Origin of the sequence: Thioalkalivibrio sp. AKL19, assembly GCF_000420165.1 — a bacterium.
Lineage (GTDB): Bacteria > Pseudomonadota > Gammaproteobacteria > Ectothiorhodospirales > Ectothiorhodospiraceae > Thioalkalivibrio.
The window spans coordinates 273463-291603 of sequence record NZ_ATUK01000013.1 but is presented as its reverse complement, the minus strand read 5'-3'; the positions used below and the strand labels follow the sequence as shown (position 1 = coordinate 291603).

Sequence of the window (18141 nt, the reverse complement as noted above, 5' to 3'; positions counted from 1 at the left end):
AAATGTCGGGCGTCCCGGGTGCCGTGTTCCGGCCGCCATAACGCGGCCCGTAAAATGACTTAACGGATGCTTTGACAGGGGGCGGGGAGTCGGTAGAATACGCGGCTCGAAGACGACAGGCGCGTAGCTCAGCTGGTTAGAGCACCACCTTGACATGGTGGGGGTCGTTGGTTCGAGTCCAATCGCGCCTACCAGTTTGTTGAAAAAAGCGAGTCAGGGTCCGCCCGGCTCGCTTTTTTTGTGTCCGGGGTTCGGGGGGGCTGTGTCGACAGGGCGGCGGCGCGGCGTCAGGCTGATACCCGTTTTGCGGTTTGAAAGGGGGCTTCGCGTCCGGCGATTGCTTGTTGATGCGCTATCCGGTTGGGTTTTCGTGGGTTCTCGCGGTGCTCTTTCTGGCACTCGCGGCCGGCTGTGCGCCGTTGCAGCCGGCGCCGGAACGCGCATGGCAGGCGCTGGAGCCCCCCGCGTCGGAGGGACCGCTGGCGGAGTGGCTGGAGGGGTTCGAGCCGGCCCGGGATGACGCGAAGACGGGCTTCCGGTTGCTGGACGAGGGCGCGGAGGCGTTTCGCTGGCGGGTGATGAGCGTGCGCATGGCGCGCGAGCGGATCCAGGTGCAGTCGTATATCTGGCGGGACGATGCCGCCGGACGGGTGTTGATGGGCGAGTTGCTCGGGGCGGCCGATCGTGGGGTGCGGGTCTCCCTGCTGCTGGATGACATCGACGCGCGCGGACGTGACGCGACGCTGGCCGCGATCGCCCAGCATTCGAACATCGAGGTGCGGGTCTTCAATCCGTTTCGTACGCGCGAGGGTCTGTTTCGGGCGAGCGCCGAGTTCTTCTTTCGTGGCAGCGACCTGAACCACCGGATGCACAACAAGGCCTGGGTGGTGGACGGGCGCCTGGCGATTACCGGCGGGCGCAATGTAGGGGACGAGTACTTCGAGGCGAGCCCGGACTACAACTTTGCGGACCTGGATCTGGTGGCGGTGGGGCCGCTGGTGCGGGAGATCGACCGCTCGTTCGTTGAGTTCTGGAACAGCCCCGGGGCGATCGAGGTCGAGCGTCTGGCGCGCGAGGCGGGAGCAACGGACCGACTCGCGATGCAGCAAGGCGCCTTGCGGGCCTGGCTGGCGCAGAATCACACCCATCCCCTGATGCAGATGGAACCCCTGAATGGGCAACCGGTCCCGCAGCCGATCGATGATCCGGCGGCGTATGTGTGGACCACACGGGCGGAGTTCGTGGTGGACGACGAGGCCAAGGCGCGGGGCCGGGGTACGGGCTCGCGCGTGGCGGACGCGCTGGGGGAGCGGCTGCGGGGCGTGCAGCGGGAACTGCTGATTGTCTCGCCGTACTTTGTGCCGGGGCGCGACGGGACCGCCCAGCTGGCGCAGATGAGCGAGTCGGGGGTGCGGGTTCAGGTGCTGACGAATTCGCTGGCGGCCAACGATGTGGCCTTTACCCATGCGGGCTATGCCCGGCGTCGACATGCATTGCTGGATGCGGGGGTGGAGCTGTTCGAGCTGCGCCCGACCGGTCCGCCGCGCTGGGCGCGCCTGGAGCGCGATCGCGGTATTGATACCTCGCAGGCGAGCTTGCATTCCAAGCTGCTGGTTTTCGATCGCGAGGAGGCCTTTGTCGGCTCGTTCAACCTGGACCCGCGCTCGGCGCATACCAACAGCGAGTCCGGGGTGTTCCTCCGAGATCCGGTGCTGGTCGACCGTCTGCAGGCCCTGCACCAGCAGGGCATCCGGCCACAGGTGGCGTTCCGGGTGGGCCGCGATGCCACGGGTGGCCTGGAGTGGCGAGACGGGGACGGGAATGTGTATCAGTACGAACCGAAGGCGGGGGTGTGGCGGCGCTTTATCGCGGGCGTGACGCGGATTTTGCCGGTGGAACCGTTGCTGTAGGGGATGTGCCTGCAGCCCTTCCGGGCGGAGGGCACCGCCGGGGGTGCAAGCATTGCCGGCGTGACGAGATGGGCGGGCACCGCTGCCATTCGGCTGGCATGGGTTGGAGCTCTCCTGTACACAGGGGATTCGTTCAACGGTGGAGAGTCTGGTATGACGCGAAAGATGGTGTGGATGGCGGGTGTGGTCGGGCTGCTGGCCTGTTCCGGCCCGGTGGCGGCTGGCGATGAAGCCGCGATCGAGACCCTTCTGGAAGCGAAGCAGAGCGCCTGGGCGGCCGCGGATGGCGACGCATGGGCGCGGGACTACCAGACGGATTCGGTGGTGGTGAACCTGGCGGGAAGTCGGTTGCTCGGGCGCGAGGCGAATGCGCGGCGGCATGATGCGGTGTTCGCCGGGCCATTGGCCGGCACGGCACTGGACATCGCGGTGGAACACATCGAGATGCTGGACGAGAATCGAGCGCTGGCCGTGGCCAAGCTGACCGTCTCGGATATCGAGACGATGCCCGCGGGGCTGCCGGATGGGGGTGACGGTATCCTGCGCACCCGGATGAGTTTCCTGCTGGAGCAGGACGCCGACCACGGCTGGCAGATCCGGTTTGCCCAGAACACGGCCGTTTCGCCCTACTGAACGGATTACAAGGAGGTCAATGATGAACTGCAGGGAATGCGGTCAAGCGAATCCGGACGATGCCCGCTACTGCCTGAGCTGTGGCAGCCGTATGGATTCCGTCCCCGCGGGCGAGATGGCGGAGTCGGGGCCGCCGCAGGATCGCAACGCCTACGGTGGATTCTGGGTGCGCGCGGGGGCGTATCTTCTGGATGCGCTGATTATCGGCCTGCCGCAGGTGCTGGCACAGACGGTGATCAGCCCCGAGACGATGGTGCCGCGCGAGCCGGGGGATCCGATACCACCGGCCGAGGTGGCGTGGCTCCTGGTGAACGTGGTGGTCGGGTGGCTGTACTGGGCCGGCATGCACAGCTCTCGGTATCAGGCGACCCTGGGCAAGCGGGTGTTCGGGCTGCGAGTGGTGGACTACGACGGCGAGCGGATCTCGTTCTTGCGCGCGACGGCCCGGCACTTTGCCACCACCCTTTCGGCCATGATCCTCATGATCGGTTACATCATGGTGGCGTTTACCCGGCGCCGTCAGGCCCTGCATGACCTGATCGCCCAGACCCTGGTGGTGCGCAAGGAGTGGCTCCGCTGACGGGGTGGCGCCCCGCCGACGGGTGGGGCCGGCGCTTCGGGTAGAATCGCCCGCCATGAGCGAGGCGGAGCGTACAGCAGCGTCCTTTGACGTGGTGGTGATCGGTGGCGGCGCGGCGGGGCTGATGTGCGCCCTGACGGCGGGCGGACGCGGGCGGCGGGTCTTGGTGCTGGACCACGCCAACCGCGTGGGAAAGAAGATCCTGATGTCCGGCGGCGGCCGCTGCAACTTCACCAACATGTATTGCGAGCCGGAGAACTTCATCTCCGCGAACCCGCATTTCGTGAAATCCGCCCTGAGCCGCTACAGCCAGTGGGACTTCATCGCCCTGGTGGAAAAGCACGGCATTCCCTACCACGAGAAGAAGCTGGGCCAGCTGTTCTGCGACCATTCGTCGAAGGACATCGTGCGGATGCTGCTGGACGAGTGCGCGGCGGCCGGTGTCACGGTGCGCACGGACACGCCGGTGACGGATGTGGAAACGGGCACGCCGCACCGCCTGAAGGCCGGCTCGGAGGCCATTGCCTGCGAGTCGCTGGTGATCGCCACGGGCGGCTATTCCATCCCGCGCATGGGGGCCACTGGCTTCGGGGTGGACCTGGCGCGCTCGCTGGGGCTACCGGTGCAGCCGACCCGACCGGCCCTGGTGCCGTTCACCCTGAGCGGGCGACCACTGGAGGAGCTGGACGGGCTGTCGGGTGTGGCGCTGGATACGGTGACGACGACCGGGGGCATGGGGTTTCGCGAGAACCTTTTGTTTACGCATCGCGGGCTGAGCGGGCCGGCGGTGTTGCAGGCGTCGTCCTACTGGGAAGAGGGGCAGGCGGTCGCGATCGACCTGTTCCCGGGGGTGGATCTGGCGGCACATCTGCGCGACCTGCGCGAGCAACGGCCGAAGCTGGAACTGAAGAGCGTGCTGGGCGAGCAGCTCACGCGCCGGGTCGCGCAGCGCTGGTGCGAGCTCTGGGTGGAAAACCGGCCAGTGGAGCGCCTGAGCAATGCGGATATCGAGCAGGTGGTGGCCGTGTGCCAGCCGTGGACGGTGTGGCCATCCGGGACCGAGGGCTACCGCACCGCGGAGGTGACACTGGGCGGGGTGGATACCGCTGCGCTGTCATCCAAGACGATGGAATGCCGGTCGATCCCGGGGCTTTACTTCATTGGCGAGGTGGTGGACGTGACCGGGCACCTTGGCGGCCACAACTTCCAGTGGGCGTGGGCCTCCGGGCACGCGGCGGGCGAATACGCCTGAACCGTTTTCATGCGCCGTGGACACGGCCTTTCGTGCTGTTCCGGAAACTGTGGTGGGGTTTTCCTTGTCGGGTTGGAAGAACCCGCGGAGGGTGACTACTCTCCCTATTCAGTCCCAAGCAGAAGTAATGCGCAGTCCCACGCAGAAATGCAAGGAGCAGGCATGAAGATCGATCAGTTGGTAGAGACGGCCGAAGCGATGGTGGCACCCGGCAAGGGCATCATTGCCATCGATGAATCCACTGGCACGATCGGCAAGCGCCTGGGTGCGGTGGGCGTCGAGAATACCGAGGAGAACCGCCGCACCTATCGCGAGCTGCTGCTGACCACGCCGCAGCTGAACGAGTACATCTCGGGCGCGATCCTGTACGACGAGACCATCCGCCAGTCCACCCGCGACGGCAAGCCGTTCGTGGACGTGATGAACGAGGCCGGCATCCTGCCGGGTATCAAGGTTGATACCGGGGCGAAGGACCTGGCGGGCTTCCCGGGCGAGAAGGTGACCGAGGGGCTGGATGGCCTTCGTGAACGGCTGGAGGAATACGCCAAGATGGGCGCGCGCTTCGCCAAGTGGCGCGCGGTGATCACCATCGGCGAGACGATGCCCACCGACACCTGCATCGAGGCGAATGCGCATGCCCTCGCGCGGTATGCCGCGCTGTGCCAGGAGCAGGGCATTGTGCCGATCGTGGAGCCGGAGGTCCTGATGGACGGAAGCCACGACATCGAAACCTGCTACGGCGTGACCGAGGCGACCCAGCGGGCCGTGTTCAAGGCGCTGTACGAGCACCACGTCCTGCTCGAGGGCACCATCCTCAAGGCCAGCATGGTACTGCCGGGCAAGGACTGCCCCGAACGGGCCAGTGTGGAGGACGTTGCGCACGCGACACTGCGCTGCCTGGAGTCCGCGGTGCCCGCGATCCTGCCGGGAATCGTGTTCCTCTCCGGGGGCCAAAGCGATGCCGATGCCACCAATCACCTGGATGCGATGAACCGGATCGGCGGTGCTCCCTGGCCATTGTCGTTCTCCTACGGCCGGGGCATGCAGCAAGCCGCCATGGAGCTGTGGGGCAAGGATATGGCCAGCAATTTCGAGAAGGCACAGGAGACGGTGTACGAACGTGCCCGCGACAACGGGCTGGCAGCGCAGGGCAAGTACGCCGCGTGATGCGGCGGTGCACAAGTCCGCACGGAGGGATGCTTTATCTGGATCGACGTATCTGTTGATCTGGATCAACAAAGACCGGCCGGTGTCTGATTAGCCTGACGTCGTCGGATCCGATGTGCGGCCAGCAGGGAATGCACGTACCCCCAACGTGCGATGCGGGCCGTTAGCTTCCGACGGTGTATGTCGCGTCTTGGCCTGCTATCTGCGGATAGCAGGCTTTTTTGTGCCCGGACCAGGACCAGGACCAAATGTGAACCTATTCGCAAAAATCCAGAATTTCGCCAACGCCGGGGAAGTGGGGCCTTTCTCTTTCGATCTCGGTCTAAACGAACGCAAACGCGCTGTCGACGTGGGTGTTTCCGCGTCCGCCCGGGGGAACATTTGAGGCTGGTAGACGTCGGGGGCTTGGTAGGGGGTGCGATGGGCACCCCGGACAAGACCAAGCCACCAAGGAGAACCACATGAGTCTGACGCGCAGAGAATTTCTGGAGGCCATGGTTGCCGCGAGTGCCGCTGGCTTCTCGATGAATGCCTGGGCCGGGGAGAAGGGGTCCTGGCGACCGGCGGAGGCGGATATGTACGACCTGCCGAAGTTCGGCAACGTCTCCCTGCTGCACTACACCGACTGTCACGCACAGCTGAAGCCGGTTTACTTCCGCGAGCCGGACGTCAACATCGGCGTGGGCGACATGCAGGGCAAGCCGCCGGTGCTCGCCGGCAAGGACATGCTCGAGTACTTCGACATCCAGCCGGGCACGCCGCTGGCGCATGCCGTCACCCACATGGACTTCAAGTACGCGGCCGAGAAATACGGTCGTCTGGGTGGGTTCTCCCACCTGTCCACGCTGATCCAGAAGCTGCGCGCGGAGCGCCCGAATTCCCTGCTGCTGGATGGTGGCGACACCTGGCAGGGTTCGGCGACGTCGCTGTGGACGAACGGGCAGGACATGGTCGATGCGCAGAAACTGCTGGGCGTGGACATCATGGTCGGCCACTGGGAGTTCACCTTCGGTGACGACCGGGTGAAGGAAATCATCGAGAACGATTTTAAACCCAACAACATCGAGTTCCTGGCACAGAACATCGAGGATCGCGACTGGGGCGACCCGGTCTTCGAGCCCTATACCATCCGCGAGATGAATGGCGTGCCGGTCGCCGTGATCGGCCAGGCGTTTCCCTATACATCCGTGGCCAACCCCGACTACATGTTCCCGGACTGGAGCTTCGGCATCCGCGACGAGAACATGCAGCGCATGATTGACGAGTGCCGCGAGAAGGGCGCCAAGGTCGTGGCGATCCTGTCGCACAACGGGATGGTCACCGACATGGAGATGGCCCGTCGCCTGCGCGATGTGGACATCATCATGGGCGGGCATACGCATGACGCGGTGCCGGGCGCGATGGAGATCGAAAATGCCGGTGGCGAGACCACGCTGGTCACCAACGCCGGTTCGAACGGCAAATTTGTCGGGGTGATGGATCTGGACGTGACCGACAGCGGTATCCGTGACTACAAGTTCACGCTGCTGCCGGTGTTCTCCAACCTGATCGAGCCGGACGCCGAGATGGAGGAGCACATCCGCACGGTGCGCGAGCCCTATGAGGACAAATTGAATGAAGAACTGGCCGTAACCGACGGTGTTCTCTACCGCCGGGGCAACTTCAACGGCACCTTCGACGAGGTCATCATGGATGCGATGATCAAGGAGATGGATGCCGAGGTGGCCCTGTCGCCCGGCTTCCGCTGGGGCATTAGCGTCCTGCCGGGTTCGCCCATCACCTTCGAGGAGTTGATGACGCAAACCGCGACCACCTATTCGGAGACGCAGCGCAACGAGATGACCGGTGCGCAGCTGAAGAATGCCCTGGAGGACGTGGCCAACTCGATCTTCAATGCCAATCCCTACCATCACCGCGGCGGGGACATGGTGCGAACCTCCGGCATCGAATACACCATCGATCCGCACGAGTCGATGGGTAGTCGTATCAGCGACATGCACATCAACGGTGAGCCGCTGGATCCGGACAAGAACTACGTGGTGGCCGGCTGGGCCAATGTCCACGAGCCGCTGGATACCGATCCGGTCTGGGAGGTGGTCGCCGGGTATCTGCGTGATCGCGAAACCATCAGCCCCGGCAAGCCCTACCTGCCGAAGCTGAAGAACGTCGGGGACAACCCTGGCCTGGACCGCTGATCGGCGTTTCGCTTGGCCCGCGCAAGCGGGCCGGGTAGTCTCGCAGCCGCCGTGCACCATTCGGGTGTCCGGCGGCTTTTTTGTTTGGGGAGAGGGGTTCCGGGATGGAAGCGAGCGGATCAGGCTTTTCCGGCCTGCTGCTGTATTGCCGCGCCGGCTTCGAGGCGGACCTGACAGCGGAGCTGACGGATCGTGCAGCGCGGGCCGGCCTGGGCGGTTTTGCGCGCGTGCAGCCAGGCACCGGGTACGTCCATTTCGAACCGGCGGGCTGCACTGTGGAGGCGCTGGCGGGCGCGCTGCCCTTCGAGGAGCTGATCTTCGCGCGACAGGTGTTCCCCGCGTTTCCGGCCCTCGAGAGCCTGGACCGGGTGGACCGCCTGACTCCGATCATCGAGCAAGCGGTCGCCTCGGGCCTGGCGGTCGAGTCCATCTGGCACGAGATGCCGGATACCAACGATGGCAAGGGCCTGCGCCGCCTGATCAAGGCCGTGGAACGGCCGCTCGCGGCGGTGCTGCGCAAGCGCGGAGTGCTGTGCCCCCAGGCGGACGGACAACGCCTGCACGTCTTCTGGCATGCGGGCGATTGCGTCCAGCTGGGTATCAGCCGCCCCGGTGAACGCAGCGAGTGGCCCGGGGGCATCCTGCATTTGCGCTCCCCGCGCGAGGCGCCCAGCCGGTCGACCCTGAAGCTGGAGGAGGCCTGGCACACTTTCATCCCGCGGGATGCCTGGGACACGCGCCTGGCGCAGGGCATGCAGGCCGTGGACCTGGGCGCGGCCCCGGGTGGCTGGACCTGGCAGCTGGTGCGCCGCGGCATGTACGTGCACGCAGTGGACAACGGGCCGATGGATGCCGCGCTGATGGCAACCACCCAGGTGGAGCACCACCGCGAGGACGCCTTCTCCTGGGTACCACCGAAATCGGTTACCTGGCTGGTCTGCGACATCGTGGACAAGCCGTCACGGGTGGCCGCGCGCATGGCGGACTGGCTGGAGGCAGGCTGGTGCCGTGAGGCGATCTTCAACCTGAAGCTGCCGATGAAACAGCGCTGGCAGACCGTATACGACTGCCTCGACCACATCGAGGAACGCCTGCTGGATGCCCGAATCACCCACCGGATGCGGGCGCGCCAGCTCTATCACGACCGCGAGGAGATCACCGTGCATGTCGAGCGGGGCTGAGTTGGATGTACTCGCCCTGACGCGGCCGTTTTGCGTCCGAAATTGCACGAATAAGCGTCCCACTGGGCGGTTTTGTGGGAAAAAAAGACGTGGAGTCCGGTGGTTACCGTGGTCCGACCCTGGCGGTCACCCGTCGTTTTGCGTCCGAAATTGCACGAATAAGCGTCCCACTGGGCGGTTTTGTGGGAAAAAAAGACGTGGAGTCCGGTGGTTACCGTGGTCCGACCCTGGCGGTCACCCGTCGGGCCGGGCGGTGGCCATGTACCATATGCCAGGACCGCAGGAGAGGGTTGCGGTCGGACCACTGCACCTGGACTGAAGAGGCCTGCTAATGACTCCCGCCACCGAAGACGCCCCTGATCCGCAACGGGAGACTTCGGTTCCGGCCAGTGACGGTTCCGCCACGATCGAAGAGTTGTTGCTTGGCCTGCAGGCGCAGCTCGCCGAATCCGACTCCCAAGCCGCTGTCTGCGATTTCCTGCAAGGCCTGGATGAACAGGCCATCGCCTTGTTGCTGGAATCGTTTCCATTCCGTGAGCGGGAACGCATCTGGTCCTGCATACCTCAAGACCAGCGCGGGGAGGTATTGGCCGAAGTCGGCGTGGATGCCCGCGAGCATTTGATGGCGGACATGCCGGTCGAGGAGGTCACGGCCCTGGCGCAGGATCTTCCACCGGAAACGGTGGCGGAGCTCCTGGACACGATCGACGATCCGATCCGCGAATCCGTGATCGAAACGCTGGCCGCGGGAGTGCGACACCATGTCGCGACGCTTCATGGCTACGATGACGATGCGGTCGGGCGTTACATGGATCCCGAAACCACCAATGTGAAACCGGATGTAACACTCGAGGCCGTTCAACGGTTTGTACGCATTAGTCACTCGCTGGACAGCGAGTCGCAGGAATTGCTGGTCACGGACAAGGATGCCCGCCTCGTTGGCTCGCTACGTCTGGTCGACCTCGTGCGCAACCATCAAAAAAGGACGGTTGCCGATTTCATGTACATGCCGACGTGCCTGCTCGACACCATGGATATCCGCAAGGCGGCAACCATCCTGCGTGCCCGGGAACTGCCGTTTGCGCCCGTGGTAGACGCCGAAGGCGTCCTCGTCGGTCAGCTGAACATGAGCCACATCATGGAGATCGTGCGCGAGGATGCGGACGCGACCCTGCTCGGGATGGCCGGGGTCAAGGAAGAAGGCGAGCTGTTCGCACCGATCCGGTTCAGTATTCGCAGTCGCGGTATCTGGCTTGGCATCAATCTGGCAACGGCCTTTCTGGCCGCCTACGTCATTGGCCAGTTCGAGGCCGTGCTCTCGCAGGTCGTCGCCCTGGCGGTACTCATGCCCGTGGTGGCCAGCATGGGGGGTATTGCCGGGAGCCAGACCCTGACCGTGGTCATCCGTGGCCTGGCCATGGGTCAAATCGCCGGTACGAATCGTTGGTGGCTCTTGAACAAGGAGCTGTGGGTCGGCCTGGCCAACGGGATTATCTGGGCATTGGTTGTCGGCCTGGTGGCCCATTTGTGGTTCCAGGACCTGGCGATCAGCCTCATCATCACGCTGGCGATCATCATCAACATGACGGTGGCCAACGTGGCCGGGATCACCATACCGCTGACCTTGAAGCGCCTCGGCATGGACCCCGCACTTTCCGGAGCAGTCATCCTGACCACCGTCACCGACGTGGTCGGATTTCTGTCCTTTCTGGGGCTGGCGACGCTGCTGATTCTGGCCTGAGTTTCGTGTTTGAACCCTTCCCGGGCCTCGCGGCAGTCGCCGATCCGGGTACGCGTTCATGGGGCCCCGTTTGCGGCGCAGCGAATAACGACGCCGTACGATCCTCGGTTTCTGGCCGCAGATCGAAGCCCCGAACACCTGCTGGATGCGGGCGCGCCAGCTCTATCACGACCGCGAGGAGATCACGGTGCACGTGGAGCGGGGCTGAGCGGGGTGCTACTCGCCCTGGACCGTGATCGTGAGCCTGCGGGTTTGGGCGGCGTAGCGATGCTCCCAGAGGAAGAGGCCCTGCCAGGTGCCGAGGATCAGGCGGCCCTGGCCGACCGGGACGGTCAGGTCGTTGTGCGTGAGCATGGCGCGGGCGTGGGCGGCCATGTCGTCGTCGCCTTCCATGTCGTGGCGGTAGGCGGGGTCGCCGTCCGGGGCCATGCGTGCGATCAGGGTCTCCAGGTCGTGGCGGACGTCGGGATCGGCGTTCTCGGTCACGAGCAGGGAGGCGCTGGTGTGGTGCTGGAAGATATGACAGGTGCCGGTGGTGATGCCGGAGGCGCGCACGATGTGCTCGACCGCCTGGGTGATGTTCAGGGTGCCGCGTCCGCGGGTCTGCTCGGTCAGGGTGTCCTGATAGACGGCCATGCGTTTCCTCGAATACAAACAAAAAAGCGCCCGTAGGCGCTTGATCGTACTGCTAATTTGGTGGAGGCGGCGGGAATCGAACCCGCGTCCGCAGGACCTCCGCCTTCGGCTCTACATGCTTATTCTGTCTTTGAGTTTAACCAGCTACTACCCGACAGGCAGGGAATGCAGCTGGCGATCCCGGTTGAGTTTTAATGGATCCACGCCGGGCGCGCTTCACCACGAGCTTATGAGAGTCGACGCCCGATACTGGACGCATAAGCACGGCTCCAGTCGGACGGCATCTACCGGTTTTTAAGCGGCGAGTGCGTAGTTGTCGTCGTTGGCAACTATTTTTTTGCAGCGGTTTTTACGAGGTCCACTACAGCCTCGGCATGCACCTCAGGTTTCGCGACCCGCGTCGAAGCCATGTCGCCCCCAAGTACTGTCATGGACATGGTAGCGCATCCGAAGTTCCCCGGTCATGTGATTCTTCGGCGGGGTGAAGGTCAAAAGCGGGTTCACCACGGAGAACACTGAGGACACAGAGCAGGTCCATTCACAGGAAGATAGGAAGGCAGGAAGATTTACGATGGGACGACTGGCACTCTCCAGGACGAGTCTCGACATCCCCCAAAACCTTCTTGCCTTCCTGTCTTCCTGTAGACGGGCCCTTGACCTTGACGTTCTCCGTGCCCTCTGTGGACTCCGTGGTGAGATCGGTCTAACAGGTCCCGCGCGGGGGGCGGGTCCGGTACAATGCGCGGCTTTTGGGACGTCCGGTGCGAGGAAGCGCAATGCGGGTTGTGGAAGGAGGCGCGGCAGTCTCGCCGTTTCGGCTGCGGGCCCTGGAGGCAGGGCTGCGGACAAGCGTACCGGGCGCGGGCCCGGTCGTGGCCCGTTTTGTCTATTTCGTGGAGACGCGCCGCCGGCTGACTCCGGACGAAGAGGCCGTGCTGGCGCGCCTGCTGCGCGAGGGCGAGGACTGGGTGGCGCCCGGGTTCGCGGTAGAGCGCGAACTGGTCGTGATCCCGCGTTTCGGCACGATCAGCCCGTGGTCGTCCAAGGCCACCGAGATTGCCCATCACGCCGGGCTGGAGGACGCGGTCGAGCGCATCGAGCGTGGCATCCACTGGCAGATCGGAGGCGAAGCGACGGCCGGCGCGGATCTGGAGGCGCTTGCCGACCTGCTGCACGACCGGATGACCGAGGCCGTGATCGAGGACCCCGCGGCCGCCGCGCAACTCTTTCACAGCGAGACGCCGCGCTCACTGGCGCGCGTGGAACTGGGCGAGGACGCCCGGGCGGCGCTGGAATGCGCCAATGGCGAGCTGGGCCTGGCGTTGTCGCCGGACGAGATCGACTACCTGGCTGAGGGCTACTCCGCACTCGGTCGCGCGCCGACCGATGCCGAGCTGATGATGTTCGCGCAGGCGAACTCGGAACACTGCCGGCACAAGATCTTCAACGCCGCCTGGGTGCTGGACGGCGAGGCCGATGAACGCACGCTGTTCGGGATGATCCGCCAGACCCATGCGCGCCATCCCGAGGGGGTGCTGTCCGCCTACAGCGACAACGCCTCGGTGATCGCGGGGCACGAGGGTACGCGGCTGATGCCGGATGCGATCACCGGTGAATACCGTCGTGAATCGCTGGACCTGCCGATCCTGATGAAGGTGGAGACGCATAACCACCCGACCGCGATCTCGCCGTTCCCGGGCGCCGCGACGGGCTCGGGCGGGGAGATCCGTGACGAGGGGGCAACCGGGCAGGGGTCGAAGCCCAAGGCGGGGTTGACCGGGTTCTCCGTGTCCAACCTGCGGATCCCGGGCTTCGAGCAGCCCTGGGAACACGATTTTGGCCGCCCCGGCCGGATCGAGAGCGCGCGCCAGATCATGCTGGACGGCCCGATCGGCGCGGCCGCGTTCAATAATGAGTTCGGGCGGCCGGCGCTGGCTGGCTACTTCCGCACGCTGGAGATGGCGCTGCCGGATGCCGCGGGCGGCGAGACCCTGTACGGCTATCACAAGCCGATCATGCTGGCCGGCGGGGTCGGGTCGATCCGCGGCGAGCATGTACACAAGCAGGATGTGCCGGCCGGTACCCCGATCGTGGTGCTGGGTGGCCCGGCGATGCTGATCGGCCTGGGCGGCGGGGCGGCCTCCTCGATGGCGAGCGGGGCGAGTTCGGAACAGCTGGATTTCGCCTCGGTTCAGCGCGGCAACCCGGAGATGGAACGCCGCTGCCAGGAGGTGATCGACCGTTGCACGGCCCTGGGGGCCGGCAACCCCATCCTGTCGATCCACGACGTGGGCGCGGGCGGGCTTTCCAATGCGATCCCGGAGATCCTGGACGATGCCGGGCGCGGCGGGGTGATCCAGCTGCGTGACCTGCCGACGGCGGAACCAGGGCTTTCGCCGATGGAGCTGTGGTGCAACGAGGCCCAGGAACGCTACGTCCTGGCGATCGCCGCCGAGCAGCTGGAGACCTTCCGCACCCTGGCCGCGCGTGAACGCGCCCCGTTTGCCGTGGTGGGCGAGGCGACCGACGAGGGGCACCTGAAGGTCGAGGACAGTCTGTTCCATGAACCGCCGGTGGACATGCCCATGGGGATGCTGCTGGGCAAGACGCCGCGGATGACGCGCGAGGATCGGCGCCTGCCGCCGCCGGAGACGGCTTTTGACCCCGAGGCCTGTCCGCTCGCGGAGGCGCTGGAGCGTGTGCTGCACATGCCTTCGGTCGCGGCCAAGCACTTCCTGATCACGATCGGGGATCGCAGTGTGGGGGGGCTGGTCGCGCGCGATCAGATGGTCGGTCCCTGGCAGGTGCCGGTGGCGGACTGCGCCGTCACGCTGACGGATTTCGATGGCTACACCGGTGAGGCGATGGCGATGGGCGAGCGCACACCGCTCGCGATCCTGTCGGCCCCGGCCTCCGGGCGCATGGCGATCGGCGAGGTGGTGACCAATCTGGCGGCCGCGGATATCGAGGGCACGCAGGCGATTCGCCTGTCGGCGAACTGGATGGCGGCCGCCGGCGTGCCGGGCGAGGATGCCAACCTGTTCGACACTGTGCGGACGATCGCGGAGGACCTGTGTCCGGCGCTGGGGATCTCGATCCCGGTGGGCAAGGACTCGCTGTCCATGCGCACGGTATGGGAGACCGCGGCGGGGCAGGCGCGCCACATGCACGCGCCCGTCTCGTTGATCGTATCGGGTTTCGCCCCGGTGGCGGATGCGCGCCGGACCCTGACGCCCCAGCCGGACCCGGAGGCGGACGATCGGCTGTGGCTGATCGACCTGGGCGAGGGGAGCGCGCGCATGGGCGGATCGGCCCTTGCGCAGGCCTGGGGGCATGTCGGCGACACCCCGCCCGATGTAGTGGATGCCGGCCGCCTGCGAGCCTTTTTTGATGCCATCGCCACGTTGCGCCGCAACGGCCTGCTGTGCGCCTATCACGATCGTTCCGACGGTGGGCTGGTGACCACGCTGCTGGAGATGGCCTTTGCCGGACGCTGCGGGCTGGACATCGAGGTCCCGGGCGGCCATGCCCTCGCGGCGTGGCTGTTCAACGAAGAACTGGGCGCGGTCGTCCAGGTGGCGGCGGGGGCCGAGTCGGCCCTGCGCGATGCCATGGCGGAAGTCGGGCTGGAGGCCCACCTGCACCCCGTGGCCCGTCTGAGGGACGACGAGCGTGTCGTGATCCGGCAGGACGGGAGCGAGCGGCATGTGGCTACCCGGGCGGAGCTGCAGCGAACCTGGCAGGAGACCTCGGCGCAAATGCAGCGCCTCCGTGACGATCCAGAGTGCGCCGACGAAGAGCTCGCCCGAGTGGATGTCGATGGCGGCCTGCAGCCGCGGGTGACCTTTGATCCGGCCGAGGATGTGGCGGCGCCGATGATCGCGCGTGGCGAACGTCCGCGCATTGCGGTCCTGCGCGAACAGGGGGTCAACGGGCAGCTGGAGATGGCGGCGGCGTTCGAACGCGCCGGATTTGCGCCGGTGGACGTACACATGACCGATCTGCTCGACGGACGCCAGGATCTGGGCTCGATGCAGGGGATGGCCGTCTGTGGCGGCTTTTCCTATGGCGATGTGCTGGGTGCCGGTGGTGGCTGGGCGCAGACCATCCTGAATCATCCGGCCCTGCGCGATGCCTTCCAGGGCTTCTTCGAGCGCGACGAAACCTTCACGCTGGGCGTCTGCAACGGCTGCCAGATGCTGTCGCATCTCGCCCCGCTGATTCCCGGGGCCGACCACTGGCCGCGCTTCGTGCGCAACCGCTCCGAGCAGTTCGAGGCGCGCCTGTCGCAGGTTCGCATCGAGCCCGGGCCGGCGGTGCTGCTGGACGGCATGGCCGGCTCCGTGCTGCCGGTGGTGGTCTCGCATGGCGAAGGACGCACGCGCTACGCCGATGGGGCGCCGGTCCACGACCAGGCCGCACTGCGCTACGTCGAGGGCGATGACACCCCGGCCACGCAGTATCCGGCCAACCCGAACGGGTCGGTGGGCGGGGCCACCGGCTTCGCCAGCCAGGACGGACGGGCGCTGATCATGATGCCGCACCCGGAGCGCGTATTCCGCACGCTGCAGCACAGCTGGCATCCGAAGGACTGGGGCGAGGACGGTCCGTGGTTGCGGCTGTTCCGCAACGCACGGGTGTTCGTGGGCTGAAGTACAGCGGATCGATGGTCTATAACGAAGGCATTTGCACGGATGACGCGGGAGGCGGGTGCGGACATGGATGAAGCCGGTCAGGACGAGTTCCTCGGAGAGGACCTGCGCGTAAACACGGACCTGATGATCGGCCCGTCCAGTCGCCCGACCACCGATCCGGTGCTGGCGCAGCGTCTGATCGAAAGCCTCGACCTGTTCGACGATACGCACTCGCGCGGCTCGATGCCGCACGAGGACGAGGCCGCGCCCGAGGTGCAGCGCCTGGAGCACAAGCTGGACCTGTTGCTGCATCTGGTCGCCGAGTCGCTGCACCCGGAGCGCCCGGACCCGGTGGCGGTGACGATCAGCGGCCACGGGATCGTATTGCCCGCGGGCACACTGCCGGAGGATTGCGACCGCGTGGAGGTCTATCTCAGTCGCCTGCTTCCGCAGCCCTGCGTGTTCGGTGTCGAGACTCCGACAACCCGTGGAGGCCAGCAATTGACTCGCTGGGTGGGTGTCGATGGGCCGCTGGGGGAAGCCATCGGCCGCTGGATTTTCCGGCTGCACCGCCGTGACATCGCCGAGAAACGCCAGAAAGTTGACGGCAGTCGCAAATAGACCGGATACTGCGAACTCGATCACATCACCGGATGAGAACAAGCCGTTTCATCCGGGCGCATCAATCGGGAAAAGCGGTATGCAGGATTCTGGTGACAAGCAGGAGACGATGCGTATTGCGCTCAGCGGCGATGCGGGCGCCACGGACGCCACCCGGGCCATCCTTAACTGCCTCGGGTTCCAGGCCGAGACCCACGATAATCCCAACGATCTGACGGATGGCACGCCGGCCGCGGCCGTGTGGCTTTGCGGCCCGGCGGCCGAGCTCGATGCCCGCCTGCAAGAGCGGGCGGGTGATGCTGCTCCAGTCGTGGTCCAGCCCACCGATGGGGGCAGGGTTCAAGCCCCCGGGGTGGATTGTGTTGTGGAACATCCGCTGTCGATCGGAGGGGTTTCACAGGTACTGCAGTGGTTGCGCTTCGGGCGCGAACCGGGGTACGACGATATGCCCGGGCTGGTGGGGGTACATCCCACTATGCAGGCGGTGAAGCGTCTGGTGGGGCAGGTCGCGCGCACCGATGCCACGGCGTTGATCCTGGGCGAGACCGGCTCTGGCAAGGAAGTCGTGGCTCGCGCCATCCATAACGCATCGGATCGCGCGGACAAGCCGTTCGTGGCCGTGAACTGTGGCGCGATCCCGGGCGATCTTCTGGAGAGCGAGCTGTTCGGCCACGAGAAAGGAGCGTTTACCGGTGCGTTCACCGCCCGTGCCGGGCGCTTTGAGCTGGCCGAGGACGGTACGCTGTTCCTGGACGAGATCGGCGACATGCCGCTGCCGATGCAGGTGAAGCTCCTGCGCGTGCTGCAGGAACGGGTTTTCGAGCGGGTGGGTTCCAACAAGTCGATGCCGGCGCGCGCACGGATCATCGCGGCCACCCACCGGAATCTGGATGATGCGGTGGCGGATGGCAGTTTCCGGCAGGATCTTTTCTTTCGCCTGAGCGTCTTTCCCATCGAACTGCCACCCCTGCGCGAACGTACCAGTGACCTGCCACAGTTGATTGTGGCCTTGGAGGACCGGTTGCGGGAGCAGGGCATGACTCCGGCTCACCTGACACCGGCCGTTATCGCGCATCTGTCGCAGTTGGAGTGGCCGGGCAATATTCGGGAACTGGCGAATCTACTGGAGCAACTCGCCATCATGTATCCCGACCTTCCGGTCGACCTCGCTCAGCTACCGCCGCGGGTTCGCCCCGACGGGATCGAGGACCTGAACCTGGCGCCCACCGCCCCGGGTGCGTCCGAGCCGGGCGCCTCGGGAGCGAACCTGCTGGCTGGAGGCCTCCCGCCGGAAGGAGTGGACCTTCGCAGCTTCCTGAATGACCTCGAGCGCGACATGATTACGCGCGCCCTGGACGAGACCGGGCACGTGGTCGCGCGGGCCGCGCGGCGTCTGGGCATGCGCCGGACCACCCTGGTCGAGCGCATGCGCAAGTTCGGCCTGGGCAAGGCCTGACCCGACGCCGGGGGCAGCCCCCAGCGACGTGCGGCAGGGGTCGGAATCCCGTCACCCGGATCCGCGAACCGGGTTCCTTCCGCCGCCGGGGGATTGACGGTTTTAGCCCGGTGTCCCTTTATTACCCCGACTAGT

General features: G+C 65.7%; 12 protein-coding genes, 1 tRNA gene and 1 other RNA gene. 12 read left to right on the top strand and 2 right to left on the bottom strand.

Annotated features, from left to right (window positions below; translation table 11 throughout):
- The first annotated feature begins 117 nt into the window (after nucleotides 1–117).
- From F817_RS0109560 to F817_RS0109520, 9 genes are all read left to right on the top strand, one after another.
- Nucleotides 118–194, top strand: a tRNA-Val gene (locus tag F817_RS0109560).
- A gap of 153 nt (nucleotides 195–347) precedes the next feature.
- Entirely contained in the window at nucleotides 348–1910 is a 1563-nt protein-coding gene (locus tag F817_RS0109555) for a phospholipase D family protein (RefSeq protein WP_024327442.1), read from the top strand.
- Between the two features lie 153 nt (nucleotides 1911–2063).
- A complete protein-coding gene (locus F817_RS0109550; protein ID WP_024327441.1) occupies nucleotides 2064–2543 on the top strand; it encodes an SgcJ/EcaC family oxidoreductase in 480 nt (159 codons plus the stop codon).
- Nucleotides 2544–2565: 22 nt separating this feature from the next.
- On the top strand, nucleotides 2566–3123 hold the full coding sequence (locus tag F817_RS0109545; RefSeq protein WP_024327440.1) for an RDD family protein: 558 nt from the start codon (nucleotides 2566–2568) through the stop codon (nucleotides 3121–3123).
- 55 nt (nucleotides 3124–3178) lie between these two features.
- Nucleotides 3179–4375, top strand: coding sequence for an NAD(P)/FAD-dependent oxidoreductase (locus tag F817_RS0109540; protein WP_024327439.1), 1197 nt, complete (start codon nucleotides 3179–3181; stop codon nucleotides 4373–4375).
- A 162-nt stretch (nucleotides 4376–4537) separates the two neighbouring features.
- Nucleotides 4538–5542 carry a class I fructose-bisphosphate aldolase gene (locus tag F817_RS0109535; protein WP_024327438.1) on the top strand — a complete coding sequence of 335 codons (1005 nt, stop codon included), beginning with the start codon at nucleotides 4538–4540 and terminating at the stop codon, nucleotides 5540–5542.
- Between the two features lie 461 nt (nucleotides 5543–6003).
- Entirely contained in the window at nucleotides 6004–7737 is a 1734-nt protein-coding gene (soxB, locus tag F817_RS0109530; RefSeq protein WP_024327437.1) for a thiosulfohydrolase SoxB, read from the top strand.
- Nucleotides 7738–7841: 104 nt separating this feature from the next.
- Nucleotides 7842–8918 (top strand): 23S rRNA (cytidine(2498)-2'-O)-methyltransferase RlmM, encoded by a 1077-nt coding sequence (rlmM, locus tag F817_RS0109525; protein WP_024327436.1) that lies wholly within the window; start codon nucleotides 7842–7844, stop codon nucleotides 8916–8918.
- 331 nt (nucleotides 8919–9249) lie between these two features.
- The gene (locus tag F817_RS0109520) at nucleotides 9250–10659 is read left to right on the top strand and encodes a magnesium transporter (protein ID WP_024327435.1); all 1410 of its coding nucleotides are present in this window, start codon (nucleotides 9250–9252) and stop codon (nucleotides 10657–10659) included.
- 216 nt (nucleotides 10660–10875) lie between these two features.
- Here the strand turns inward: F817_RS0109520 and F817_RS0109515 are convergent, their stop codons facing one another.
- Together F817_RS0109515 and ssrA are read right to left on the bottom strand one after the other, a co-directional pair.
- Entirely contained in the window at nucleotides 10876–11295 is a 420-nt protein-coding gene (locus F817_RS0109515) for a secondary thiamine-phosphate synthase enzyme YjbQ (protein ID WP_024327434.1), read from the bottom strand.
- A 58-nt stretch (nucleotides 11296–11353) separates the two neighbouring features.
- Nucleotides 11354–11714, bottom strand: a transfer-messenger RNA (tmRNA) gene (gene ssrA, locus F817_RS14250).
- Between the two features lie 357 nt (nucleotides 11715–12071).
- Between ssrA and purL the strand changes: the two genes are divergently transcribed.
- From purL to F817_RS0109500, 3 genes are all read left to right on the top strand, one after another.
- Nucleotides 12072–15947 (top strand): phosphoribosylformylglycinamidine synthase, encoded by a 3876-nt coding sequence (purL, locus tag F817_RS0109510; RefSeq protein ID WP_024327433.1) that lies wholly within the window; start codon nucleotides 12072–12074, stop codon nucleotides 15945–15947.
- Between the two features lie 66 nt (nucleotides 15948–16013).
- Nucleotides 16014–16550, top strand: a complete 537-nt coding sequence (locus F817_RS0109505) for a PilZ domain-containing protein (RefSeq protein ID WP_024327432.1) — start codon at nucleotides 16014–16016, stop codon at nucleotides 16548–16550.
- 79 nt (nucleotides 16551–16629) lie between these two features.
- Nucleotides 16630–18006 (top strand): sigma-54-dependent Fis family transcriptional regulator, encoded by a 1377-nt coding sequence (locus F817_RS0109500; protein ID WP_024327431.1) that lies wholly within the window; start codon nucleotides 16630–16632, stop codon nucleotides 18004–18006.
- The last annotated feature ends 135 nt before the right edge of the window (nucleotides 18007–18141 follow it).

What these genes read in the sequence shown, in the direction of transcription:
- F817_RS0109555 (WP_024327442.1), top strand. Translation starts at nt 348, where the DNA reads ATGCGCTATCCGGTTGGGTTTTCGTGGGTTCTCGCGGTGCTCTTTCTG.
- F817_RS0109550 (WP_024327441.1), top strand. Translation starts at nt 2,064, where the DNA reads ATGACGCGAAAGATGGTGTGGATGGCGGGTGTGGTCGGGCTGCTGGCC.
- F817_RS0109545 (WP_024327440.1), top strand. Translation starts at nt 2,566, where the DNA reads ATGAACTGCAGGGAATGCGGTCAAGCGAATCCGGACGATGCCCGCTAC.
- F817_RS0109540 (WP_024327439.1), top strand. Translation starts at nt 3,179, where the DNA reads ATGAGCGAGGCGGAGCGTACAGCAGCGTCCTTTGACGTGGTGGTGATC.
- F817_RS0109535 (WP_024327438.1), top strand. Translation starts at nt 4,538, where the DNA reads ATGAAGATCGATCAGTTGGTAGAGACGGCCGAAGCGATGGTGGCACCC.
- soxB (WP_024327437.1), top strand. Translation starts at nt 6,004, where the DNA reads ATGAGTCTGACGCGCAGAGAATTTCTGGAGGCCATGGTTGCCGCGAGT.
- rlmM (WP_024327436.1), top strand. Translation starts at nt 7,842, where the DNA reads ATGGAAGCGAGCGGATCAGGCTTTTCCGGCCTGCTGCTGTATTGCCGC.
- F817_RS0109520 (WP_024327435.1), top strand. Translation starts at nt 9,250, where the DNA reads ATGACTCCCGCCACCGAAGACGCCCCTGATCCGCAACGGGAGACTTCG.
- F817_RS0109515 (WP_024327434.1), bottom strand. Translation starts at nt 11,295, where the DNA reads ATGGCCGTCTATCAGGACACCCTGACCGAGCAGACCCGCGGACGCGGC.
- purL (WP_024327433.1), top strand. Translation starts at nt 12,072, where the DNA reads ATGCGGGTTGTGGAAGGAGGCGCGGCAGTCTCGCCGTTTCGGCTGCGG.
- F817_RS0109505 (WP_024327432.1), top strand. Translation starts at nt 16,014, where the DNA reads ATGGATGAAGCCGGTCAGGACGAGTTCCTCGGAGAGGACCTGCGCGTA.
- F817_RS0109500 (WP_024327431.1), top strand. Translation starts at nt 16,630, where the DNA reads ATGCAGGATTCTGGTGACAAGCAGGAGACGATGCGTATTGCGCTCAGC.